The organism is Sphingomonas sp. PAMC26645 (assembly GCF_004795835.1).
Lineage (GTDB): Bacteria > Pseudomonadota > Alphaproteobacteria > Sphingomonadales > Sphingomonadaceae > Sphingomonas.
Window position 1 is genome coordinate 1,654,821 of the sequence record NZ_CP039249.1, and the last position, 24,082, is coordinate 1,678,902.

Annotated in this window: 22 protein-coding genes; 13 read left to right on the forward strand and 9 right to left on the reverse strand. The window is 64.7% G+C overall.

Annotation, left to right across the window (positions count from 1 at the left end; translation table 11 throughout):
- Positions 1-103 precede the first annotated feature (103 nt).
- The 6 genes from E5673_RS07755 (at position 104) to E5673_RS07780 (ending at position 6,080) form a co-directional block, all read left to right on the forward strand.
- Positions 104-1,387, forward strand: a complete 1,284-nt coding sequence (locus E5673_RS07755) for an acyl-CoA dehydrogenase family protein (protein WP_136189532.1) — start codon at positions 104-106, stop codon at positions 1,385-1,387.
- Positions 1,388-1,517: 130 nt separating this feature from the next.
- Positions 1,518-2,600, forward strand: a complete 1,083-nt coding sequence (locus E5673_RS07760) for a Zn-dependent alcohol dehydrogenase (RefSeq protein ID WP_136189533.1) — start codon at positions 1,518-1,520, stop codon at positions 2,598-2,600.
- Between the two features lie 17 nt (positions 2,601-2,617).
- On the forward strand, positions 2,618-3,661 hold the full coding sequence (locus tag E5673_RS07765; protein WP_136191403.1) for a phosphotransferase family protein: 1,044 nt from the start codon (positions 2,618-2,620) through the stop codon (positions 3,659-3,661).
- Positions 3,662-3,786: 125 nt separating this feature from the next.
- Positions 3,787-4,551, forward strand: a complete 765-nt coding sequence (locus E5673_RS07770) for an SDR family oxidoreductase (protein WP_136189534.1) — start codon at positions 3,787-3,789, stop codon at positions 4,549-4,551.
- A gap of 15 nt (positions 4,552-4,566) precedes the next feature.
- Positions 4,567-5,364, forward strand: coding sequence for an SDR family oxidoreductase (locus E5673_RS07775; protein WP_136189535.1), 798 nt, complete (start codon positions 4,567-4,569; stop codon positions 5,362-5,364).
- A gap of 101 nt (positions 5,365-5,465) precedes the next feature.
- Entirely contained in the window at positions 5,466-6,080 is a 615-nt protein-coding gene (locus E5673_RS07780; protein ID WP_136189536.1) for a superoxide dismutase, read from the forward strand.
- A gap of 73 nt (positions 6,081-6,153) precedes the next feature.
- On the opposite strand, the gene E5673_RS07785 is transcribed toward E5673_RS07780, so the two are convergent.
- The 4 genes from E5673_RS07785 to E5673_RS07800 all read right to left on the reverse strand — a co-directional run bounded on the left by E5673_RS07785 (position 6,154) and on the right by E5673_RS07800 (position 11,087).
- Positions 6,154-6,771, reverse strand: coding sequence for a septation protein A (locus E5673_RS07785; protein ID WP_281727888.1), 618 nt, complete (start codon positions 6,769-6,771; stop codon positions 6,154-6,156).
- A gap of 182 nt (positions 6,772-6,953) precedes the next feature.
- The gene (gene ftsY / locus E5673_RS07790; RefSeq protein ID WP_136189538.1) at positions 6,954-7,889 is read right to left on the reverse strand and encodes a signal recognition particle-docking protein FtsY; all 936 of its coding nucleotides are present in this window, start codon (positions 7,887-7,889) and stop codon (positions 6,954-6,956) included.
- Complete coding sequence (gene mtaB, locus E5673_RS07795) at positions 7,886-9,133, reverse strand: tRNA (N(6)-L-threonylcarbamoyladenosine(37)-C(2))-methylthiotransferase MtaB (RefSeq protein WP_136189539.1); 1,248 nt, start codon at positions 9,131-9,133, stop codon at positions 7,886-7,888. The genes ftsY and mtaB overlap by 4 nt, the downstream gene beginning before the upstream one ends.
- A gap of 328 nt (positions 9,134-9,461) precedes the next feature.
- Entirely contained in the window at positions 9,462-11,087 is a 1,626-nt protein-coding gene (locus tag E5673_RS07800; protein WP_136189540.1) for an EAL domain-containing protein, read from the reverse strand.
- 323 nt (positions 11,088-11,410) lie between these two features.
- On the opposite strand from E5673_RS07800, the gene ffh reads away from it, so the two are divergent.
- From ffh to rimM, 3 genes are all read left to right on the forward strand, one after another.
- Positions 11,411-12,967 carry a signal recognition particle protein gene (ffh, locus tag E5673_RS07805; RefSeq protein ID WP_107952269.1) on the forward strand — a complete coding sequence of 519 codons (1,557 nt, stop codon included), beginning with the start codon at positions 11,411-11,413 and terminating at the stop codon, positions 12,965-12,967.
- 68 nt (positions 12,968-13,035) lie between these two features.
- Complete coding sequence (rpsP, locus tag E5673_RS07810) at positions 13,036-13,464, forward strand: 30S ribosomal protein S16 (RefSeq protein ID WP_136189541.1); 429 nt, start codon at positions 13,036-13,038, stop codon at positions 13,462-13,464.
- Between the two features lie 293 nt (positions 13,465-13,757).
- Complete coding sequence (rimM, locus tag E5673_RS07815; RefSeq protein WP_136189542.1) at positions 13,758-14,324, forward strand: ribosome maturation factor RimM; 567 nt, start codon at positions 13,758-13,760, stop codon at positions 14,322-14,324.
- A 27-nt stretch (positions 14,325-14,351) separates the two neighbouring features.
- On the opposite strand, the gene E5673_RS07820 is transcribed toward rimM, so the two are convergent.
- A complete protein-coding gene (locus E5673_RS07820; protein ID WP_136189543.1) occupies positions 14,352-15,257 on the reverse strand; it encodes an NAD(P)/FAD-dependent oxidoreductase in 906 nt (301 codons plus the stop codon).
- Between the two features lie 108 nt (positions 15,258-15,365).
- Between E5673_RS07820 and trmD the strand changes: the two genes are divergently transcribed.
- Complete coding sequence (gene trmD / locus E5673_RS07825; protein ID WP_136189544.1) at positions 15,366-16,097, forward strand: tRNA (guanosine(37)-N1)-methyltransferase TrmD; 732 nt, start codon at positions 15,366-15,368, stop codon at positions 16,095-16,097.
- The gene (rplS, locus tag E5673_RS07830; RefSeq protein WP_031395442.1) at positions 16,094-16,486 is read left to right on the forward strand and encodes a 50S ribosomal protein L19; all 393 of its coding nucleotides are present in this window, start codon (positions 16,094-16,096) and stop codon (positions 16,484-16,486) included. Before trmD ends, rplS begins: the two co-directional genes overlap by 4 nt.
- Positions 16,487-17,448: 962 nt before the next feature.
- On the opposite strand, the gene E5673_RS07835 is transcribed toward rplS, so the two are convergent.
- A complete protein-coding gene (locus tag E5673_RS07835) occupies positions 17,449-17,988 on the reverse strand; it encodes a pseudouridine synthase (RefSeq protein ID WP_136189545.1) in 540 nt (179 codons plus the stop codon).
- Between the two features lie 176 nt (positions 17,989-18,164).
- Between E5673_RS07835 and E5673_RS07840 the strand changes: the two genes are divergently transcribed.
- Complete coding sequence (locus E5673_RS07840; RefSeq protein WP_136189546.1) at positions 18,165-18,779, forward strand: hypothetical protein; 615 nt, start codon at positions 18,165-18,167, stop codon at positions 18,777-18,779.
- Positions 18,776-19,528 (forward strand): hypothetical protein, encoded by a 753-nt coding sequence (locus tag E5673_RS07845; RefSeq protein WP_136189547.1) that lies wholly within the window; start codon positions 18,776-18,778, stop codon positions 19,526-19,528. Before E5673_RS07840 ends, E5673_RS07845 begins: the two co-directional genes overlap by 4 nt.
- A 132-nt stretch (positions 19,529-19,660) precedes the next feature.
- Here E5673_RS07845 and rpoD read toward each other — a convergent pair whose 3' ends face one another.
- Genes rpoD through E5673_RS07860 form a run of 3 tightly spaced genes read right to left on the reverse strand, consistent with a single transcriptional unit; the run spans position 19,661 to position 24,023 of the window.
- A complete protein-coding gene (rpoD, locus tag E5673_RS07850) occupies positions 19,661-21,688 on the reverse strand; it encodes an RNA polymerase sigma factor RpoD (RefSeq protein WP_136189548.1) in 2,028 nt (675 codons plus the stop codon).
- Complete coding sequence (gene dnaG, locus E5673_RS07855) at positions 21,688-23,550, reverse strand: DNA primase (RefSeq protein ID WP_136189549.1); 1,863 nt, start codon at positions 23,548-23,550, stop codon at positions 21,688-21,690. Before dnaG ends, rpoD begins: the two co-directional genes overlap by 1 nt.
- Positions 23,541-24,023 (reverse strand): DUF559 domain-containing protein, encoded by a 483-nt coding sequence (locus E5673_RS07860; RefSeq protein ID WP_136189550.1) that lies wholly within the window; start codon positions 24,021-24,023, stop codon positions 23,541-23,543. Before E5673_RS07860 ends, dnaG begins: the two co-directional genes overlap by 10 nt.
- Between the last annotated feature and the right edge of the window lie 59 nt (positions 24,024-24,082).

Below are 24,082 nucleotides of genomic sequence, written 5' to 3' on the forward strand. Positions count from 1 at the left end.
AGGGCGGAGTTGAAAACATGCTTTCCGGACCGCTCCACACGCTTTACCGAATGTGCGGTATGGTCTACCCCGCCTTCAAAGCGACGACGAACGGAGAGCCCGCATGGATTTCACGCTGAGCGAACGAGAGACGTATTTCCGGGATCGGGTCCGGGATTTCATCGACCAGAATATCCGCCCGCGTCAGGCCGATTACGACCAGCAGGCGCATGAGGGCGAGCGCTGGAAGGTGATTCCGGTGATCGAGGAGATGAAGGAGAAGGCCAAGGCCGCCGGGCTCTGGAATTTCTTCATGCCGCCACATTCGGGCCAGACCCACGTCGACGATTCGTTCGTGTTCGAGGGCACGCAGCTCACCAATCTCGAATATGCGTTATGCGCGGAAGAGATGGGCAAGGTCGGCTGGGCGAGCGAGTGCTTCAACTGTTCGGCGCCCGATACCGGCAACATGGAGGTGTTCCACCGCTATGGCACGCGCGACCAGAAGGAGGCCTATCTCGGCCCGCTGATGCGCGGCGAGATCCGCTCGGCGTTCCTGATGACCGAGCCTGCGGTGGCGTCGTCGGATGCGACCAACATCGAGACGTCGATGGTGCGCGACGGCGATCACTACGTCATCAACGGGACTAAGTGGTGGTCGAGCGGCGTCGGCGATCCGCGTTGCAAGATCGCGATCGTGATGGGCAAGACGTCGTTCGAGGGATCGCGGCACCAGCAGCAGAGCCAGATCCTCGTGCCGATGGATACGCCCGGCGTGACGATCAAGCGCATGCTCTCCGTCTATGGCTATGACCACGCGCCGCATGGGCATGGCGAAGTCGTGCTGGAGAACGTCCGCGTGCCGGTCGAGAACGTGCTGCTCGGCGAGGGGCGCGGGTTCGAGATCGCGCAGGGGCGGCTTGGACCGGGGCGTATCCATCACTGCATGCGCACCATTGGCGTGGCCGAGACCGCGATCGAAGCGATGGCGCGGCGGCTGCTCGAACGCGTCGCGTTCGGCAAGAGGATCGCGGACTTCTCGGTGTGGGAAGAGCGCATTGCGACCGCGCGCATCGACATCGAGATGACGCGGCTGCTCTGCCTCAAGGCCGCCGACATGATGGACAAGGCGGGCAACAAGTCCGCGCAGATCGAGATCTCGATGATCAAGGTCGCGGCACCCAACATGGCGCTCCGCATCCTCGACGACGCGATCCAGGCGCATGGGGGCGGCGGTGTCTCGGGCGATTTCCGGTTGGCGCACGACTGGGCGGCGATGCGGACGCTGCGGTTCGCGGATGGCCCGGATGAAGTCCACAACCGCTCGATCGCGCGCAACGAGTTCGGGAAGTACGGGGACTTCCGCAAGAGTGGCGTGTCAAGTGGGGATGTCGGGGTGAGCCGGTAAACCCCCGTTCGTCCTTCTTTCTTCGTCATCCTGGGCTCGGCCCAGGACCCAGAGCCACAAGGGCAGCGCTCTTGGCTTTGGGTCCTGACTTTCGTCAGGATGACGGTCTCGTTTCGGAGCGTACCTACCCATGAAAGCCGCAGTCCTTTTCGAAGCCAACACCCCGCTCAGCATCGAGGATGTCACCATCTCGAAGCCGACCGCGCACGAAGTGCTGATCCGTACGGTCGCGGTCGGCGTGTGCCGGTCCGACCTGCATTTCGTCGACGGCGCCTATCCACACGCGATGCCGACGATTCCAGGGCATGAGGCTTGCGGGATAGTCGAGGCGGTCGGCGATGAAGTGCGCGGCGTGAAGGTTGGTGACCATGTCGTCACGTGCCTGTCGGCATTCTGTGGCCAGTGCGAGTTCTGCGTCACCGGCCGGATGTCGCTGTGCATCGACGCCAGCGTTCGCCGTCCCAAGGGTGCGGCCCCCCGCCTCATGCTCGGCGACCGACCGATCGCGCAGATGCTCAACCTCAGCGCCTATGCCGAGATGATGCTGGTCCACGAACACGCGTGCGTCGCGATCGACCGCGACATGCCGATGGACCGTGCGGCGCTGCTCGGCTGCGCGATCACGACGGGGGCAGGGGCGGTGTTCAACACTACCGACGTGACTCCGGGCGAGACGGTATGCGTGGTCGGCTGCGGCGGCATCGGGCTCGCGGCCGTGAACGCGGCCAAGATCGCGGGCGCGGGGAAGATCATTGCGCTCGATCCGGTGCCTGAAAAGCGCGCGATGGCGGAGAAGCTCGGCGCGACGCACAGCATCGATGCGTTGTCCGACACCGCAGCGGACGAGGTCGTCGCGATCACGAAGGGCGGCGTGCACCACGCGATCGAAGCGGTCGGCCGCGCGCAATCCGCGGCCACCGCGGTCAAGGTCCTGCGTCGCGGGGGCACCGCCACGATCCTCGGCATGATGCCGCTCGGCGAGAAGGTTGGGCTGTCGGCGATGGACCTGCTGTCGGGCAAGCGCCTGCAGGGCGGCTTCATGGGCTCGAACCGCTTCCCGATCGACATCCCGCGGTTGGTCGATTTCTACATGCGCGGGCTGCTTGATCTCGACACCATCATCGCCGACCGGATGCCGCTGGAGCGCATCAACGACGCGTTCGACGAACTCCGCCGCGGCGACACGACCCGCAGCGTGATCACCTTCTCGTGAGTGACGCTTCGACCAGCATGGTCGGCACGATCGCCGTCGGCGAGCGTGACAAGCTCGACCTCGACAAGCTCGGCGCGTGGATGGCTGCCAATGTGCCCGATTACGCTGGCCCGCTGACTTACGCCAAGTTCGCCGGCGGCCAGTCCAACCCGACCTACCGCCTCGACACGCCAACCCGCGCCTATGTTCTGCGCCGGAAACCGTTCGGCCCCATCCTGCCGAGCGCGCACGCGGTTGACCGCGAATATCGCGTGATCGCCGGGCTCCATCCGACCGGCTTCCCGGTGCCTCGGCCCTATGGTCTTTGCGAGGACGCGGCGGTCATCGGTTCGGCCTTCTACGTCATGGAGATGGTCGAGGGCCGGACGATCTGGGACGGCTCGATGCCGGGTGCGACTCCGTCCGAGCGCACCGCGCATTACGAGGCGATGGTCGACACGCTCGCCGCGCTCCACAACACCGATTACGCAGCGGCGGGGCTCGGCGAGTACGGCAAGCCCGGCAATTATTTCGAGCGCCAGGTCGGCCGCTGGACCAAGCAATACCGCGCGGCCGAAACCGAGCATATGGAGTCGGTCGAGCGGCTGATCGAATGGTTGCCGCGTACACTCCCCGAGCAGACGCGCACCTCGATCGTCCACGGCGACTACCGGATCGACAACATGATCTTCGCGCCGTCGGAGCCGAAGGTCATCGCGGTGCTCGACTGGGAGTTGTCGACGCTGGGCGATCCGCTGGCGGACTTCTCATATCTGCTGATGAGCTGGGTGACCGAACCCGAGGGGCGCTCGGGCGTACTCGGTATGACCGGTCCCGAGACGGGCATTCCAACGATCGAGCACGTCGTGGAGCGCTATTGCGCTGCCACCGGCCGCGATGGCGTGCCTGATTTGAACTGGTATTTCGCCTACAACCTCTTCCGCCTGACCGGCATCGTCCAGGGCATCAAGAAGCGCATCATCGACGGCACTGCGTCGAGTGCTCAGGCGGAGAAGACGGTGGCCAAGATCCACGGGTTGGCGGACGCGGCGTGGGGGTTTGCGGTGAAGGCGGGGGCTTAATTCATCCCCCTCCCGCATGCGGGAGGGGCTAGGGGTGGGCTCGCGCTCACCATAACCGATACCGTTTGTGGCTGGCCGGGGGCCCACCCCCGACCCCTCCCGCATGCGGGAGGGGAGAAGCAAGAATGTCGCAGTTCGACCTGACCGGCATGGTCGCCATCGTCACGGGATCGTCGCGGGGCATCGGCCTCGCTTCCGCACGAGAGTTGGCCGAGCACGGCGCGAAGATCGTGATCTCAAGCCGCAAGCAGGACGCCTGCGACACCGTCGCGGCGGAACTCAACGCCAGGCATGGCGACGGCACCGCGATCGCCATCGCTGCCAACATCTCCGACAAGGCTGGCCTCCAGAACCTCGTCGACGAGACCCGCGCCAAGTTCGGCCGCATCGACATCCTCGTCTGCAACGCCGCCTCGAACCCCTATTACGGCCCACAAGCCGGCATCGCCGACGACCAGTTCCGGAAGATCCTCGACAACAACATCGTCTCCAACCACTGGCTGATCCAGATGGTCGCGCCCGAGATGCTGGAGCGCCGCAGTGGCAGCATAATTATCATCTCGTCGATCGGCGGCCTGCGCGGCTCGCCGGTGATCGGTGCCTATTGCATCAGCAAGGCCGCCGACATGCAGCTCGCCCGCAACCTCGCCGTCGAGTTCGGCCCGTCCAACGTCCGCGTGAACTGCATCGCGCCCGGTCTGATCAAGACCGACTTCGCGCGCGCCTTGTGGGAGGATCCGCAACGGATCGAGGCGGCGAACACCAGCGTGCCGCTCCGCCGGATCGGCGAGCCCGAGGAGATCGCTGGCGCGGTCGTCTTCCTGGCGTCGTCGGCAAGCAATTTCATGACCGGCCAGACGATGGTCATCGACGGCGGCGTCACGATCTAACCGAAGGACCATGCGATGCGCTTCACGGACAAATCCATCATCGTCACCGGCGCAGGCTCCGGCATAGGCCGCGCCGCCGCACTCCTGTTCGCGCACGAAGGGGGCAGGGTCGTCGTCGCCGACAAGACCGAGGGTGCGGACGAAACCGCGCACCTGATCACGCAGGCCGGCGGCACGGCAAAGGCGATCCGCATCGACGCCGGGCTCGAAGAGGACGTGATCCGCACGATCGCGCTCGCCTGCGACAGCTTCGGCGGGCTCGACGTGATCTTCGCCAATGCGGGTATTTCGGGCGGCATGGCGAACCTGTTCGACACCGACGTCGCGCTCATCACCGAAGTGCTGCGCGTCAACCTGATCGGTCCGTTCCTCGCGATCAAATACGCCGCGCCGCGCATCGCCGAGCGAGGGAAGGGCGCGATCGTCCTCACCGCCAGCGTCGCCGGGATCCGCTCGGGCGCCGGCTCGCCCGCCTATTCCGCGTCGAAGGCCGGCGTCATCAACCTAGCCGCCGTCTCGGCGCAACAACTCACCGGCTCGAACGTCCGCGTCAACGCGATCTGCCCCGGCCTGACGGAAACCGGCATGACCAAGCCCGTGTTCGACTACGCGCGCGAGGCGAACAAGATGGACCGCGTCGGCCGCCTCAACCCGCTCCACCGTGGCGCGCAGCCCGAGGAGCTCGCCAAGGTCGCGCTGTTCCTGGCCTCCGACGACGCGAGCTACGTCAACGGTCAGGCCATCGCGGTCGATGGCGGTCTCTCGTCGAGCCATCCCGTCACGCGGCAGGAATACGGCAAGACCGCCGCCTGATCCCGCTCGCGAAGACGCGGGGTACGCTTGCGTAACGACTTCGCCGGGAGCATTTGGAGCCTGCGGGCGTTGAGCGTCCGACCCCATAAAGGAGAACCCCCATGGCTTTCGAACTCCCACCGCTGCCGTATGCCTATGACGCGCTCGAGCCGGTGATCGACCAGGAAACGATGAAGTTTCATCACGACAAGCATCACGCGGCGTACACCGCGAAGCTGAACGAAGGCGTCGAGAAGGATTCCGCGCTGGCGGGCAAGTCGATCGAGGACATCCTCGGCATGATCTCGTCGCAGCCGCCGCTGGTCCGCAACAATGGCGGCGGTTTCTGGAACCACGACTTCTTCTGGAAGACGATGGCGGCCAAGAACGGCCAGGCACCGTCGGGCAAGCTCGCCGAGGCGATCGATCGCGACTTCGGCGGCCTCGACAAGCTGAAGGAAGAGTTCAACACCAAGGGTGCGGGGCAGTTCGGCTCGGGCTGGGCGTGGCTGATCGCGGATGCGAGCGGCAAGCTGAAGGTGACGAGCACGCCGAACCAGGACAACCCGCTGATGGACGACGCCAAGGAGCCCGGCACGCCGCTGCTCGGCAACGACGTCTGGGAGCACGCCTATTACCTGACGTACAAGAACGATCGTCCGGGCTATCTGAAGGCCTGGTGGGACATCGTGAACTGGGACGTCGTCGGTGAGCGTTACGCGAAGGTTGCGGGCTGAGCCGAGCTAAGATTGTTCCCCCGCGAAGGCGGGGGCCCAGTCTGGAATCCCGCCTGCGCGGGAGAACAAGAAGTTACCCTTCGGGCGGCAGGTCGGTCACGGCTCTGTCGCCCGTTTGCAATCCGTGCTTGAGCAGCATCGGAATGTTGGCAAACGCGAAGAGCAGCGTCAGCGGGATCGCGCCCCAGAGCTTGAAGCCGACCCAGAAATCCCAGGTCGTGTTGCGCCACACAGCCTCGTTCAGCACCGCCATGAACACGAAGAACACCGCCCAGTTGCGCGTCAGCTTGCGCCAGCCATCGGCGGACAGACCGGGGTAAGCGGTGGCGAGCAGCGACTGGAGCAGTGGGCGCCCGGTGACGAGCCCGAACGTCAGGATCGCCGCGAACATGGCGTAGATGATCGTCGGCTTCATCTGGATGAAGCGCTGGTCGTGGAAATAGATCGTTAGCCCGCCGAACACGACGATCAGCGCGCCCGACAGCCACAGCATCGGCGAGATATGCCCGGTCTTGAGCTTCGACACGATCATCGCGGCGATCGTGGCGATGATGAACGCGGTGGTCGCGGCGACGACGCGGACGATCGGCAGGCCGGGGGTCAGGAAGTTCACCGCGAAGAATATCGCGAGCGGGCCGTAGTCGACCGCCATGCGGAGGCCGGGGGATAGGGGGGGCTTGGTTGGGGTCACTGGGTTTTCGCTTCCTGGGGGCGGGTGCGTGCGGGCATGTACCTCGATACAGGCCCTCGACAAGCTCGATCCTTACTCGGCACGAACGGGGTGGGTTCGGGAGGGCAGCTATCAGCCCACGCCGTTCGTCCCGAGTAGCCGTCGAGCTTGTCGAGATGGCGTATCGAAGGACATTCCGAGCGTTACTTCCGGACGCTCTCAACCCCGGCGATGATCCGGCTCACCTCGTTCGCATCGAACGGCCGCAGGTCCGTCATGCCCTCGCCGATGCCGATCGCGTGGATCGGCAGGCCGTATTTTTCCGCCGCCGCGACGAGAACGCCGCCGCGCGCGGTACCGTCGAGCTTGGTCATGACGAGGCCGGTGACGCCGGCGACTTCCTTGAAGACTTCGATCTGCTGGAGCGCGTTCTGGCCGGTGGTGGCGTCGAGCACGAGGACAATGTCGTGTGGGCTCTCCGGGTTGATGCGACCCAGCACGCGGCGGATCTTGGCGAGTTCGTTCATCAACTCGCGCTTGTTCTGGAGGCGGCCGGCGGTATCGACGATCAGTACGTCGATGCCCGTCTCGGTCGCCTTCTTGACCGCGTCCCACACCACGCCCGCCGCGTCGCCGCCCTCGGGGCCGGTGACGATCGGCACGCCGACGCGCTCGGCCCAGGTGCGGAGCTGGCCGATCGCGGCGGCGCGGAAGGTGTCGCCCGCGGCCAGCATCACGCCGTAATCCTGCTCCATCAACAGATGCGCGAGCTTGGCGATGGTCGTCGTTTTGCCCGAGCCGTTGACGCCGATGACGAGGATCACCTGCGGACGCGGGAACGCGTCGATCTCGATCGGCTTGGCGACCGTGGCAAGCACTTTCTCGACCTCCTCCGCGACGATCACGCGGATGCCGAGTTCTTCCATGTTGCGCTCGAAGCTGCCTTCGGACAGGCGGCGGCGGATGCGGCCGGCGGTCTCGGGACCGAGATCGGACGCGATCAGCGCCTCCTCGATGTCGTCGAGCGTCGAATCGTCGAGCCGCGCGCCGCCGAGGCCGGCGAGGTTCCCGACGAGCCGGTCGGAGGTGCGCTTGAAGCCGCCGATCAGCTTGTCGTGCCAGGTGGGGGTGGTGCTCATGATGGTTCTCGTGTTGCGCTGAGGCGGTCGGCCGTGGCGCCGGTGATCGTGATGCGGACGATGTCGCCGGGTATGGCGGGTTCGTCCAGCATGACTTCTGCGAAATTGCCGATGTGCCCGCGGTCGCCGGGGCGTTCGACAAGTAGATCCTGCGACGTGCCGACCAGGGTTTGGAGCCAGTTCGCTCGCGCCGTTTCGCCGGCGTCGCGCAGGAGGGCGGCGCGGTGGCGGCGGACTTCGGGCTCGACCTGCGGCATCCGCGCGGCGGGGGTGCCTGCACGCGGCGAATAGGGGAAGATGTGCGGGTGGACGATGTGGCAGTCGTCGATCAGCGCGCGCGTGTTGGCGAACATTGCCGCGTCCTCGGTCGGGAAGCCGGCGATCAGGTCCGCGCCGATCGCGATGTCGGGGCGGGCGGTCTTGAGTCGCTCGACGAGCGCGACGCTTTCGGCGCGCGAATGGCGGCGCTTCATGCGCTTGAGGATCATGTCGTCGCCGGCCTGCAATGAGAGGTGTACGTGCGGCATGATCCGGCGCTCGGTCGTCAGCAGCGCGAAGAGGCGGTCGTCGATCTCGATGCCGTCGAGCGAGGATAGACGCAGGCGTTCGAGCGCGGGCACGTGATGTAGGATGCGTTCAACGAGGTGACCCAGCGTGGGCGCGCCGGGGAGGTCGGGGCCGTAGCTGGTGAGGTCTACGCCGGTGAGGACGATCTCGCGGTGGCCTGCGTCGACGAGGCCGGCGATCCGGTCAACGACCGCGCCCGCCGGGACCGAGCGGCTCGGGCCGCGGCCGAACGGGATCGCGCAGAAGGTGCAGCGGTGGTCGCAGCCGTTCTGGACTTCCACGAACGCGCGGGCGTGCGCTGAGAAGCTGGCGGCGAGATGCGGGGCGGTCTCGCGGACCTGCATGATGTCGGAGACGACGACCGGGGCTTCGGTTTGCCACGCTTGCGACGTGAGCTTGTCCGCATTGCCGATGACGCGGTCGACTTCGGGCATTGCCGAGAAGCTGGCCGGGTCGATCTGCGCAGCACATCCGGTGACGACGATTTGTGCTTCGGGGCGGTCGCGTTTGGCGCGGCGGATCGCGACGCGCGTTGCCTTCACCGCGGCGTTGGTGACGGCGCAGCTGTTGACCACGACCATGTCCCGCCCGGCGACGAGCGCGCGGATGGTCTCGCTTTCGGCGATGTTGAGGCGGCAGCCGAGGCTGATGACCTCTGGCTGCGGGGCAGATGGCATGGCGCGCGATTTAGGAGGGGCGGGGGGGGAAGTCCACGGTTGGTGTTGCTGGGGGTGTGCTCGACGCCGTGTTCTTCTGCGAACGCAGGAGTTCAGGGTATCAGCCGGTGCGCTGCTTGGCCCTGGGCTCCCGCTTTCGCGGGAGAACGGATTGGGGAGCCGCCCTCCATCTAATACCACCCCGGCGGAGGCCGGGTCCAATTGGCAGGCGTCGCTAACGACGGACGGCGCGCCGTTACTTCGACCTTTCCAATTGGGCCCCGGCCTTCGCCGGGGTGGTGTTTAGGTTGGGAAGCGAGAGACAGGCAACTAATACCGGCGCTCGCGGTTACCCCGCCAACCGCGGCGCAATGCCGCGAGGTGGTGGCACGCTCCGGTCGGGGCGCTGGGCCAGCAAGCGCTTCTCCGCCAGCAGCCGCCGAACCTGCGCCGCACCGAGCGGTCGCCCGTACAAATACCCCTGGCCCTTCGCGCATCCCATGCCGCGCAGGCGCTCCTCGATCGCGGCGTCCTCGATCCCCTCGGCGGTCGTCGGCAGGTTGAGGCTGTCCCCCAGCCGCACGATCGTATTCACGATCGCCATGCTCTCCGGATTATCCAGGATCGACGAGACGAAGCTCTTGTCAATCTTGATCCGGTCGAACGGCAGCGCGCGCAGATGCGCCAAGCTCGAATAGCCGGTGCCGAAATCGTCGAGCGCGAGGCGGATGCCCTGGTTCTTCAGGCTGCCCACGATCGACTGCGCGAGGGGAAGATTGTCGAACAGCGCGCTCTCGGTGATCTCGATCTCGAGCCGGCTGGCGGGAAAGCCCGTCTCGACCAGCGTCTTGATGATCTTTTGTGCGAGCCACGCATCGCGCAACTGCAGCGGCGATACGTTGACTGATAAGGTGAGTCCGGCGTCCCAATCCCGCGCGGCGGCGAACGCCTGGCGCATGATCGATAGCGACAGGTCGCCGATCAGCCCGGTTTCCTCCGCGATCGGGATGAACACGTCGGGCGCGATCATGCCGCGCGTCGGATGTTCCCAGCGCGCCAGCACCTCGAAACCGGTGATGAGGCCGGTAGTCAGGTCGACCTGCTGCTCGAAATACGGAACGACCTCCTGCGCCGGGATCGCGCTGCGGAGACCCGCTTCGAGTTCGCCACGGAGTTGCAGCGATCGCTCCATCGAGGTGTCGAACCACGCATGGCGACTGCGCCCGGCAGTCTTGGCCGCGTGGAGCGCGATGTCGGCGTTGCGCAGCAAGGCGTCGACCGACGCGCAGTCGCGATCGGACCGGGCGATGCCGATCGAGACGCTGGTATGGATATCGACGCCGTTGGTGCGGAACGGCAAGGCGAGGCCAGCGACCATGCGCTCGGCGATCCGGTCGGCGACGTTCTCGTGCGCGGAGTCGAAGACGAATGCGCAGGCGAACTCATCTGCGCCCAGCCGAGCGAGCAGGCTGGTACCGGGCGCGATCGCTGCGATCGTTTCCGCGACATGAGCGAGCAACAGGTCGCCTACCGCATAGCCGTGCAGATCGTTGACGCTCTTGAAGTGATCGATGTCGATCGTCAGCATGGCCATAGCCTTGCCGCGGCGGCGGGTACTGGCGAACAGTGCCGCGCCGTCTTCAGACAAGCTGCGGCGATTGAGGAAGCCGGTGAGCGGATCGCGCTGCGCCAGCGCGTGGGCATGGCGGCCGGCGTCGGACAGAATGCTCAGTTCTTCCGATAGTGCCCGATATCGGAACCAGCCGAACAGGATCAGCGCCGCATTCAACAACAGCGCCGCGACCAGGCCGTGATCGATTACCGCATCGCTGCCGTGCCAATGTGCCAGCGCCTTGACGATGGCAGTGCCGGCGGTGCCGACGAACAGAAGCAGCGCGGCGCCTGTTACGGCGCCGGTCATGAATTCCCGACTGATGTTGCGGAGCGAAAATGTCGCCGCCGACTTTACGGTCATGGGGTTGGCCTGTTCGGTCTCTTGCTTGGGTGGCGGTGTGGCATGCGACACGTGTAGGATATGTTAAGAAGCCGTATAGGCGGGGCGGGGCGAGCCACGGGCGCGATTGACTGCGGGCATTCGTCATGCCGGAACAAGTCCGGGGTGACGGAGGAATCAGGGCAAGCCGGGACCAGTCTTGCGCTTCCACCCGGTTTCCAGTAGTGGGCCAGCCACGTTCCGTTACGGGGCGCATTGGACGAGCATCCAAGGATGCACGCTGGCCGGCGAGGTTTCGCCCGCCGGCGCTTTTGCGTTTGGTAACGGTGTATGGGAGTATTTCGATGTTCGAAAGCCTGAGCGATCGACTTGGCGGCGTCTTCGACCGCCTTCGCGGCCGGGGTGCGCTGACCGAAGCGGACGTGCGTGCGGCGATGCGCGAGGTGCGCGTTGCGTTGCTCGAAGCCGACGTCGCGTTGCCCGTCGCGCGCGAGTTCGTCGAGAAGGCGACCGAGAAGGCGATCGGCCAGAACGTCCTGCGCTCGGTCACGCCGGGGCAGCAGGTCGTCAAGATCGTCAGCGATGCGCTGGTCGAGATGCTCGGCTCGGATGCCGTCGAGCTGGAGCTGGGTGTCACGCCGCCCGCCGTGATCATGATGGTCGGTCTCCAGGGTTCGGGCAAGACGACCACGACCGCCAAGATCGCCAAGCGGCTGGCGGCGGGGCAGGCCAATTTCGGACAGGCCGGTCGCGAGCGCAAGAAGGTGCTGATGGCGTCGCTCGACGTCAATCGCCCGAACGCGCAGGAGCAGCTGGCGACGCTCGGCACGCAGATCGACGTCGCGACTCTGCCGATCGTGCAGGGCCAGCAGCCGGTCGATATCGCCCGTCGCGCGATGCAGGCGGCCAAGCTGCAGGGCTATGACGTCCTGATGCTCGATACCGCGGGTCGACTCCATGTCGACCAGGCGTTGATGGACGAGATGAAGGCGGTCGCCGACGTTGCGAACCCGGCTGAGATTCTGCTCGTCGTCGACTCGCTGACCGGCCAGGATGCGGTCAACGTCGCGCAGAACTTCAGCGATCAGGTGCCGCTGACGGGTATCGTGCTGACCCGGATGGACGGCGATGCCCGAGGCGGCGCGGCGCTGTCGATGCGCGCGGTCACCGGCAAGCCGATCAAGTTCGCAGGGACCGGCGAGAAGCTCGATGCGCTCGAGGCGTTTCATCCCGAGCGCGTTGCCGGGCGCATCCTCGGCATGGGCGACGTCGTCAGCCTGGTCGAGCGTGCCGCGGAGTCGATCCAGGCCGAAGACGCCGAGCGCATGGCCGCCAAGATGGCCAAGGGTCAGTTCGACATGAACGACCTGCGTGCCCAGCTGGCGCAGATGCAGCGGATGGGCGGGCTCGGCGCGTTGGCGGGGATGATCCCCGGCATGAAGAAGGCGCAGGGCGCGGTCGCGTCGGTCGGTGGCGAAAAGGTGCTGGTGCACATGGACGCGATGATCGGATCGATGACGATCAAGGAGCGCAACAAGCCCGAACTGATCAACGCCAAGCGCAAGATCCGCATCGCCAAGGGCTCCGGGACGACCGTCCAGGAGGTCAACAAGCTGCTCAAGATGCACCTCGAAATGTCGACCGCCATGAAGAAGATCAAGAAGATGGGCGGCATGAAGGGCATGATGGCGATGCTCGGCAAGGGTGGCATGGGCGGCGGTCTTGGCGGCATCGGCAATGCGATCGGCGGGCCGCAGATGGGCGACATGCTCAACAAGGCTGGCGCTGGTGGCCTCCCGGGCGGTGGCGGCGGTATGGGCGGCGGCGGTCTGCCGGGGCTTGGTGGCCCCAAGATGCCGCAGATGCCTGCTGGTTTCGACGATTTTCTGAAGAAGAAATAACCTCCTTATCCAACCACGACACCTCGGCTCGCGCCGGGGACTCTATCTAGAAGACGAAGGAAAATATCATGGCAATCAACATTCGCCTCGCGCGCGGTGGCTCCAAGAAGCGTCCTTACTACAAGATCGTCGTTGCCGATGCGCGTTCGCCGCGCGATGGCCGCTTCATCGAGAAGATCGGCAACTACAACCCGCTCCTCGCCAAGGACAACGAGCAGCGCGTGCAGCTCGACGCCGACCGCGCGAAGCATTGGCTGAGCGTCGGCGCGCAGCCGACCGACCGCGTCGCGCGCTTCCTCGACCAGGCTGGCGTGCTCGAGCGTTCGGCTCGAAACAACCCGAACAAGGGCAAGCCCGGCGAGAAGGCCACCGAGCGCGCTGAAGAGCGTGCGACCAAGGCGGCTGAAGCTGCCGAGGCTGAGGCCGCTGCGAAGGCTGCACCTGCTGCCGAAGCAGAAGCTCCTGCTGCTACCGAGACCGAAGAAGCCGCTTCGTAAGACAGCGCTTCTGGAGTGGGGCAGGGCGTGATCGTCCTATCCCTCTCCGTCATGCCGGGCTTGTTCCGGCATCCACCCGTCCGCGGACCCGATAGACTGGGGTACGCGGAACGGTGGACCCCGGAACAGGTCCGGGGTGACGACGGGCGGGAGGCAACCTCCGCTCCGACTACGGGTCGCAAACCGCACCCGATCGGCCGTTCGTGCGTTCTTCCTCGGTAACCCCGAACAGGAGCGCATGATGGCCCCCGAATCCCACCCCCGCACAGCCCCCGCACCCGAGGACATCGAAGATGCCACCAACCAAGGCGTCTCCGCCGACGACCCCGCCGAAGGCTCCGACGACACTCCCGGTCGCGATCAAGGCTCCGCGCAAGGCTGACGTGACGCTCGCCGTCGTCATCGGTGCGCACGGCATCGGTGGCGAAGTGCGGCTCAAGGTCTTCGCCGAGAATTTCGGCAGCTATAAGAGCTTCAACAATGGCGCGCTGTCGCTGAAGTCCGCGCGCAACGGTAACAACGGCATGATCGCGCGCTTCGCCGAGGTCGCCGATCGCAACGCTGCCGAGGCGATGCGCGGAACCGAGCTGACGGTGCCACGGTCGTCGCTGCCGCCGCTGGAAGACGGCGAATATTATCACACGGATGTGATTGGGCTCGATGTCGTCTCGACCGATGGCGAGGCGATCGGGCGCGTCGTTGCTATCGACAATTTCGGTGCGGGCGACGTGATCGAGATCGAACGCCCCGCTGTGGACGACAAGCCAGGCAAGCGCTTCATGATACCGATGCGCCCTGAAGCGGTTCCCGAATGGGATGCCGACCGGCTTATCGTCGAGGCTTCGTTCGCGGCTGAGTAAGCCTTGTTCTCCCAAGTCGAGCAGCGATTATCGCCGCAGTGGTCGCTGCTCGGCGAGCATGTTGCGGATCGTCGTGGCGGCAACGCCGGCTTCGCCCATCGCGTGACTGATCTGGTCGAGCCCCTTCACCACGTCTCCGGCTGCGAACAGGCCGGGGATCGAGGTGCGCTGATGCGAGTCGACTTCCAGGCACCCGTCCTCGGATGCGCGTGCGCCTGCTGCGACGGCCAGTTCCGAACGGATGACAGATCCGAGCGCTGGATAGATGCTGTCGAACGACAACCGCCCTTCGACCGTGTCGAGCGCCAGCTTGTCGGCCTCTATCGCATAGTTGCCGCAGGGACCACCGACGCGGACGATTCCGGCTTCGTCTAGCGCCGCTTCGCATGCCGGATCGAGATCGTGGCTCCCCTCGGGCGCGATCAGCGTCACGTCCTTTGTGTAACCGCGCAGGAACAGGGCCTCGCGCATGCCGTGGTCGCCGGTGCCGATGATGCCTACGCGCTTGTCGGTGACTTCGTAGCCGTCGCAGATCGGGCAGTAGCGGAGTAACCCCGCTTCTAGCGCTTCGTCGTGGATCGCGTCGGGCATGTCGGGGCGGTTGTTCACGACTCCGGTGGCGAGCAGCACGCTCCGGGCTCGCGCGCGGCGGTCGCCGAGCCGTACGGTGAAGCCGTCGTCGTCGACCTCGATCGCATCGACCCTCATGCCCTCGCGCACTGCACCGTAAGTCTCCGCCTGTGCCAGCATCCGTGCTAGCAGGTCCGTGCCGCGGATGCCTTCGGGATAGCCGGCATGGTTGTGCGTGCACGGGATCAGCGCGGCGCGACTGCTGCCGCAATCGAACAGGCGGATCGAGAGGTGGAACCGGGCGAGATAGATGGCTGCGGTCAGGCCTGCCGGGCCGGCGCCGATGATGATGCAATCGTCCATCCGCGGCGAGCGTTTCGGCAGCGTAATTGTTCCGTCGCTCCGATCCGTATAGGTGCTGGGCGCATTCGGCGCCACGTGCTGGCGCAAACGCATAGAGAATTGGACGCTGTGACTTTCGCTGCCACGATATTGACGCTGTATCCGGAGATGTTTCCGGGGCCGCTGGGGACGTCGCTTGCGGGCCGGGCGCTGGGGGAGGGGCGGTGGTCTTGTTCGCCGGTGCAGATCCGGGACTTTGCTACCGACAAGCACAAGTCGGTGGATGATACGCCAGCGGGGGGCGGGGCGGGGATGGTGCTGCGGGCTGACGTGGTGGCCTCGGCGATCGACAGCGTTACGGATGGGCGGCCGGTGCTGGCGATGACTCCTCGGGGGAAGCCGCTCACCCAGGAGCGGGTGCGCGAGCTCGCGCAGGGCCCCGGAGTTACCATTCTCTGTGGCCGGTTCGAGGGGTTCGACGAACGGCTGTTCGAGGCGCGGGAGATCGAGGAGGTCTCGATCGGCGACTACATTCTGTCGGGTGGCGAGATGGGCGCGCTGGTGCTGCTCGATGCTTGCATTCGGCTGCTGCCCGGCGTAATGGGCGCGGCTTCTAGTGGGGATGACGAGAGCTTCGAAACGGGGCTGCTCGAATATCCGCACTATACCCGACCTCAGATATGGGAAGGGCGCGCGATCCCGCAGGTGCTGCGATCGGGGGATCACGCGAAGATCGCTGCATGGCGCAAACGCCGCGCGGAGATCGATACACGGTCACGGCGACCGGACCTTTGGGAGCGCCATGAGGGCGTTCGGGTCCAGTCGCCCTCTGGCGCGCAGCGACACGAGGACGAGACATGAACCTGTTGCAGACGATCGAAGCCGAGAACATCGCGAAGTTCCTGGCCAATAAGACGATCCCCGATTTCCGCCCCGGCGACACGCTGAAGGTTGGCGTGAAGGTCGTCGAAGGCGAGCGCACGCGTATTCAGAACTACGAGGGCGTGTGCATCGCGCGCTCGAACAAGGGCATGGGCTCGAACTTCACCGTGCGGAAGATGAGCTTCGGCGAGGGCGTCGAGCGCGTCTTCCCGCTCTACTCGCCGAACGTCGATTCGATCGAAGTCGTCCGCAAGGGCGCCGTGCGTCGCGCCAAGCTGTATTACCTGCGTGGCCGTACCGGCAAGGCAGCACGTATCGCCGAGCGTCGCGACATGCGCCCTGCCAAGGGCACCGCAGCCGCCGAGTAATCGGAGCCTGCTGGAGTTGGAGAAGGGCGCGGGGGCGATGGTCCCCGCGCCCTTTTTCGTTGTGCGCCTGAAATCAGTGTCTTGCGCCGATGCTGCAGTGCGGAAGTTCACAGTCTCACAGCGTTCTACACATCGCCCGATATGGGGGCCGATAGGGGCGTTTTGGGCCGAGATGATGTATGCGGGATAGGCGAGGTTGGGCATCCGCTGAGGGTGCGCTCCGAGGCGCGTGTAGGACAGCGGATTAGCACGTCGGCTGGCGGCGCTGTGGTGGTGCCTGCACGCCTCCTCTGTCCTTCGGAGCATGGGGGCGGTGATTTGGTCGGACAGGGGCGCACATTTCTCCGTAGGCGCGACTTGCGCTTCCTTGTTCTCCCGCGAAGGCGGGAGCCCAGTCTGGGTCCCCGCCTTCGCGGGGAAACAACTCTTGCTGGCGGATTGGGATCGCCGCCTGCTTGGGCTGTACGGACCTTGCCACGCTGAGCGCGCTCGCGTGGACTTGCCCCACCCCGACCCTCCCCTGAAGGGGAGGGAGTTTTCGTCGTACCACCATGCAATTTCGGCGCGTCACGCAACGTACTGACATCCCCGCGCGGGCGGGGAGCCCTCTCCTCCGGACTTATGATCACATTGCGCCACGGAGCGCAGCTCAAGGAATGGATTCACGCGAAGGCGCTAAGGCGCGAAGAGAAGACCGGGCAAGTGCGCTAATAAGCTGCTTCTCTTCGCGCCTTAGCGCCTTCGCGTGAACATGCCCTTCTCCGTCATCCTGACGAGAGTCAGGACCCAGGATCACGAACGCCATGCTGCTTGGCTCTGGGTCCTGACTTTCGTCAGGATGACGGCGTGGGTGGGGAGGCCTTCTGCTTGTAATCACGAACGCTGCCGTCTGTAGGGCGTGCCCATGGAGCGTACGCGCCTCCTATGGCCGCCCGCACCCGCCAGCCCGCCTCAAGCACCCGTCAGGCGTTGCGCCACGCGCCGGGCTCCAGACCTGCCACGGTCCAGTCGCCGATGCTCCACCGGACCAGCCGCAGCGTGGGGTGGTCGATCGCCGCGGTCATGCGGCGGACTTGGCGGTTGCGGCCTTCGCGGATCGTTATCTTCAGCCAGCAATCGGGGATGCTCGCGCGGACCCGGATCGGCGGCACGCGCGGCCAGAGGTCGGGTGTGGCGATCCGCTCGACGTCGGCGCGGGCAGGGCCATCCTTCAGCAGGACGCCGCCCCGCAACCGATCGAGCGCGTCCTCGCCGGCATCGCCCTCGACCTGCACGAGATAGGTCTTGGCCAGCTTGAACTTCGGGTCCGCGATCCGCGCCTGGAGGCGGCCGTCGTCGGTCAGCAGCAACAGCCCTTCGCTATCGCGGTCGAGCCGCCCCGCCGGATAGACGCCCGGCACATCGACGAACTGCGACAGCGTCGCGCGCGGGGTCGGACTGTTCACGTCGGTGAACTGGCTGAGGACGTCGTACGGTTTGTTGAACAGGATTACCCGGGGCATGCCGGGGCTTTAGAGGGATTGTCGATAAGCTTCGACTGTAATTCCTGTCCTTACGAGATATGGATTACGAAACTGAAGGGCCGCTCCAGTCTTTCGCTCAGAGACCAGTCCGACACCACCGCATAAGTTGCGCTCCGTTCATCGTCCTCTTAAGTTGACGTCAAACGGGGGTGAAGATGGCTAAACAGTCTGTACCGAAAGCGGGTGTTACCAAGGTACGTTTCCTAATGCTGGAGGCGGAGGGGTCGGAAAGCGACTTGAGTCAAATCTTCGCGGCGATTCAAAGCGCGGTAAAGCCGACAACCCAGATCATTCAGCAGCGCCTTGCACCAAGCAATTCAGCGACATTTATCGAGCAGGCATCCACCGACGTTGAGGACGCCGACGACGATTTTTCGCCTGAGCCGGATGAGGTTGCAACAACTACTCCAAAGCGAACTCCGTCCGTCCGCGTCCGGAAACCGACCACGCCAGATGTTCTCGAATTCGATTTCCTCTCGGAATTATCGCTTCAGGATTTCGCAGATCGTCATGTTGATGTTGATAACGAACCTGACCGGTATCTGATAATCGCGGCTTGGTTCAAAGACCATAGGGATGTATCGGCAGTTACCACATCCCACATCTATACTGCTTACCGGACGTTAGAATGGCCGGCTGGAATTGAAGACTTTGGATGGCCCTTTAGGTATCTTAAGAAACAAAAATTCTTGGGCAGCACGACGCGTGGTGAGTTTGAAATAAACCACCTTGGTCTGGCAAAGGCGAAAAAGCTGAGCAAGACTGCGTGAGCGAAATTGAGGATTTCGCTAACTCAGTTCCCGGTTTCTATAAGAAAAACGGGGTGGATCAATTGCTGCTCTTGGCGTGGTTCGTTGAAGCGCGCCGTCAAAAATCATGTTTTGACGGTGCATACATGCGTCAGTGTTTCCGGGACAGTGGGGCTGACGCACCGGATATGAGCGTTTACCTGCCGCGACTTGCAGCGAAAAAGCCACCTCAGCTAATCTGTGAAAAAGGTGGTTATCGGCTAGCTGCAACATTGCGTCGAGATTTCGACAAACGGTTCAATGGTGATGTAACTATCCGAGCTATTACCCAAACGCTAGCTGCTCTCCCTGCCCAAGTTCCAAATATAGATGAGCGTATCTTTCTAAATGAGACGCTAAGCTGCTACCGAGCCGGTGCGTTTCGTGCGGCAACAGTGATGGCATGGAATCTAGCATACGATCACTTGACCAAATGGGCGGTGTCTTCCCCGGACCGCCTCGATGCGCTGAACGACGGTATAAAGCGAAAGATGCAGGGTAAGGCTGTCGTAGTAAAAGGGCAGGAAGACCTTATTGCGCTGAACGAGCGCACCGTCGTTGATTGCTGTCAAGTCGGCGGACTGATTGATAAAAATCAGACAGAAATTTTGCAAGAAAAGTTGAAGAGAAGAAATGCCGCCGCACATCCTTCCAAGGTGGTAATTGGTCAGCACCAAATTGACGATACAATTAGTGATCTCGTCACAAACGTGGTTCTCGCTCTCCGCTGAAATTCACAGCTACTCCGCGCAGAACGTCGATGCATAAATTACTAAGCTACGAATCTCTCCCTGGTTCGACTAAAGAAAAAGGGCCGCGGTGTTTCCACCGCGGCCCGTTCGTTCGATCAGCATCTCAAACCCTTACTGGTCGAGGAAGCTCCGCATCTTCCGGCTACGCGACGGATGCTTCAGCTTCCGCAGCGCCTTCGCCTCGATCTGGCGGATGCGCTCGCGGGTCACCGAGAACTGCTGGCCGACTTCCTCGAGCGTGTGATCGGTGTTCATGCCGATGCCGAAGCGCATGCGCAGCACGCGCTCCTCGCGCGGGGTGAGCGACGCCAGCACCCGCGTGACCGTCTCCTTCAAGTTCGCCTGGATCGCGGCATCCACCGGGATGATCGCGTTCTTGTCCTCGATGAAGTCGCCGAGATGCGAATCCTCCTCGTCGCCGATCGGCGTTTCGAGGCTGATCGGCTCCTTGGCGATCTTCATCACCTTGCGCACCTTCTCGAGTGGCATGGAGAGGCGCTCGGCCATCTCCTCCGGGGTCGGTTCGCGGCCCTGCTCGTGGAGGAACTGGCGGCTGGTGCGGACCAGCTTGTTGATCGTCTCGATCATGTGGACCGGGATGCGGATGGTCCGCGCCTGGTCCGCGATCGAGCGGGTGATCGCCTGGCGGATCCACCAGGTCGCATAGGTGCTGAACTTGTAGCCGCGACGATACTCGAACTTGTCGACCGCCTTCATCAGGCCGATATTGCCCTCCTGGATGAGATCCAGGAACTGCAGGCCGCGGTTCGTGTATTTCTTGGCGATCGAGATCACCAGCCGCAGGTTCGCCTCGACCATCTCCTTCTTGGCGATACGCGCCTCGCGCTCGCCCTTCTGGACCATGTTGACGATCCGGCGGAACTCGGTGAGCGCCATGCCGGTCTGCTGCGTGATGTCGGCGATCTCGGCACGGATGCGCTCGACCGCCTCGCCCTCGTTCGCAACGAACGCGGTCCACTTCTTGTCGACCTTGTTGACCGTGGTCAGCCAGTTCTCGTCGATCTCGTGACCGATATAGCGATCAAGGAAGTCCTTGCGCGGCACCTTGTGGCGCTCGGCGAGGCGCAGCATCTGGCCGCCCAGCGCGGTCAGGCGACGGTTATAGGCATAGAGCTGATCGACCAGATATTCGATCTTGGCGTTGTGGAACTGGACGCTCTCGACCTCGGCCGTGAGTTCCTCGCGCAGCTTCTGGTATTTGCGCTCGTCGGCCGCCGAGAAATCGCCGCCGATGCCCATCGCGTCGACGCGGGCTTGCTGGATCTTGCTGAACTTCTTGTAGAGCGCGGTGATGCTGGCGAACCGCTCGAGCGCGATTGGTTTCAGCTGCTCTTCCATCTGCGCGAGGCTGAGGGTGTTGTCCTCCTCCTCGTCGTCCGATGCGCGCGGGGCACGGCGCTCGCCGTCCTCGTCCTCGTCGGCGGACGGCTCTTCGGGCTCAGCCTCTTCCTTGAACGAGGGGCCGGCGTTCTTTTCGCTGATCTCGCCGTCGTCGGCTTCGCCGTCCTCGGCCATCGCTTCGGGGGCGGGGTCCTTCGACAGCATCGCGTCGAGATCCATGATCTCACGCAGCTGCATCGTGCCCTCGTTCAGCGCGGTCGACCAGTCGATGATCGCGTTGAAGGTGATCGGCGATTCGCACAGACCCAGGATCATCGTGTCGCGACCCGCCTCGATGCGCTTGGCGATCGCGATCTCGCCCTCGCGGCTGAGCAGCTCGACCGCGCCCATCTCGCGCAGGTACATGCGGACCGGATCGTCGGTGCGATCGATCGTCTCTTTCTTCTTCTCGATCGCGGGGCCTGTGTCGGCATCCGCGTCGGCGGCCTCCGGCTCGTCCTCGTCGTCCTTGGCGGGCTCGGTCTCGCCGTCCTCGCCGGCTTCGTCGTTCTCGACGATGTTGATGCCCATCTCGCTCAGCGCGGCGCTGATGTCCTCGATCTGGTCCGACGACATCTCGCCCTGCGGCAGCGCTTCGTTGAGCTGCTCATAGGTGATGTAGCCGCGCTTCTTGGCGCGCGCGATGACCTTCTTGATCGACGCATCGTTCATGTCGATCAGCGGCGCATCGCCGGTTTCGTTCGTCTCGGCGGGTTCCGCCATGTTCGCCTTAGCCATCAATCGCCCTCGGTACCCAACGCTCGGGCGTCTTCGTTCGACTGTACAAGATTTGCAAGTCGGACTTCCAACGCCTGTTTCTCTCTTACCATAGCCACTTGTCGTTCGAACGCATCTTCGGTGAAGTGCGTCTGCATCGCCGCGGTCGCCTGCTTGAGTGCCGCGTCTACCTCAGGGCGGGCGACCATGATCGCGATCGCCTCGTCGAGGTCGGCACGGACGCGGGCTGGATCGGCCGTGGTCTGCGTGAACGAATAGGGCATCGTATCGGCTCTCAACAGGTCACTCGCGACTGAATTGAAACCGGACCTCGCCAATATGGTGAGCAAGCGCCCGCTATCAAGCTTCTGGTCCTCAAGTGCAACATCTACGACCGCTTCGAACAATCGCCCGAGCGCGCCGTCGATCATTTGCAGCGAGCCTAGCACCTCCATGTGGCGCGCGATCTCGACCGGGTGGCGGATCAGGCCGGCGAGGACGGCCTTCGCCAGGACGCGGTCGATGCCGGTGGCGAGGAAGGCCTTCGCGTCTTCGGTGACGGGCGCGGCGGGGGGCTTCCAGCCGCCTTTCGGGCGTTCACCGCGGGGGACGAAGGGCGCGCGGACGGGTTTGAAATGCTCGTAGAAGCGGTTCTTGAACTCGGCGTGATATTGCTGCTTCACCGACGGGTCGGCGATGCCTTCCGCGAGTTCGTGGAGGCGGCGCTTGAGGCCGGCGCGCTGTTCGGGGGTGTCGAGCGCCTCGGCGGCGACTTCGGACGCCCAGAGCCGGTCGACGAGCTGTTCGGGGGTTTTCAGCAACGCCTCGAAGGCGGCGGGACCGCCGGCGCGGACGAGGTCGTCGGGGTCCTGGCCTTGCGGGAGCGTGACGAAGGCGAGGCTGCGGCTGGGCGCCAGTAGCGGGAGCGCGCGGTGGGCGGCCCGGAGCGACGCCTTCTGGCCGGCGCCGTCGCCGTCGAAGCAGAGCAGGGGGACGTCGACCATCCGCCACAGTCGCTCGAGCTGCGCTTCGGTCAATGCCGTGCCGAGCGGGGCGACCGCTTCGCCGAAACCGGCCTGGGCGAGCGCGATGACGTCCATATAGCCTTCGACCACCAGAACGCGGCCGGACTTGCGCGAGGCGGGGGCGGCCTTGTCGAGATTGTAGAGCGTGCGGCCCTTGTCGAAGAGCGGCGTGTCGGGGGAGTTGAGGTATTTCGGCTCGCCGCCGTCGAGCACGCGCCCGCCGAACGCGATCGTCCGCCCGCGGGGGTCGCGGATCGGGATCATCAGGCGGCCGCGGAACCGGTCGTACGGGTCCTTGCCCTCGACATTGATGAGCATGCCGGACTCGACCAGCATGGGGTCGCCGTACTCCTTCAGCGCGGTCTTGAGCTTGCCGCGTGAGTCCGGGGCGAACCCCATGCCGAACGCGCGCGCCGTCTCGGGCCTGATCCCGCGGCGGTCGAGGAGCGCGCGCGCGTCGGTGCCGGGGAGGCCGTTGAGTTGTTCCGTGAACCAGTCGGCGGCGTCCGACATGACCTCGTGCAGGCCCTTGGCGCGCTCGGCCTTGGCGGCGGACTGGCGGTCCATCGCCGGCATGTCCATCCCGGCGGCCTGCGCGAGCTCCTTCACCGCGTCCATGAAAGGGAGACCGCGCTGGTCGGTCATCCACTTGATCGCGTCGCCGTGCGCGGAGCAGCCGAAGCAATGGTAGAAGCCCTTGTCGTCGTTGACGTAGAACGAGGGCGTCTTCTCGTTGTGGAACGGGCAGCAGCCCTTGTGCTCGCGCCCGGCCTTGGTGAGCTTGGTGGTCTTGCCGACGAGCGCCGAGAGCGAGGTGCGGGCGCGGAGTTCGTCGAGGAATTGTGGGGTTAGCGCCATGGGGTAACTTTGGTGGGGGTGTTTGCGGCGCTGCCCTCCCCCGACCCCTCCCGCAGGCGGGAGGGGAGCAGAAGGGGGGCAGGGCTATCACCGGACGCAACCAAGTCCCCCTTCCGCTTGCGGGAGGGGTTAGGGGAGGGGCGTTCCGCAAGCACGCGCCCGATCTCGGCCACCACGCCCTCCGTCCGCTCCAGCACGTCGTTGTTCCAGAACCGGATCACACGGTAGCCTTGCTGTTCGATGAAGCGCGTGCGCCGGGCGTCATCGTCGGAGTGCCAGTCATGCTGTCCGCCGTCGACCTCGATCACGAGCTTCGTTGCGCGGGAAACGAAGTCACAGATGAACGGGCCGATCGGGACTTGGCGGTTGAACCTCACGCCGGAAGTCCGACGCGCGGCCAGATGCTGCCATAGCGCGCTTTCGGCCCGCGTGGGGTGGGCGCGGAGGTCTCGGATTTGGGTGCGTTGTTCCAATGCTCCGTTCCCTTTGCGACCAAGCCCTCCCCCGACCCCTCCCGCAGGCGGGAGGGGAG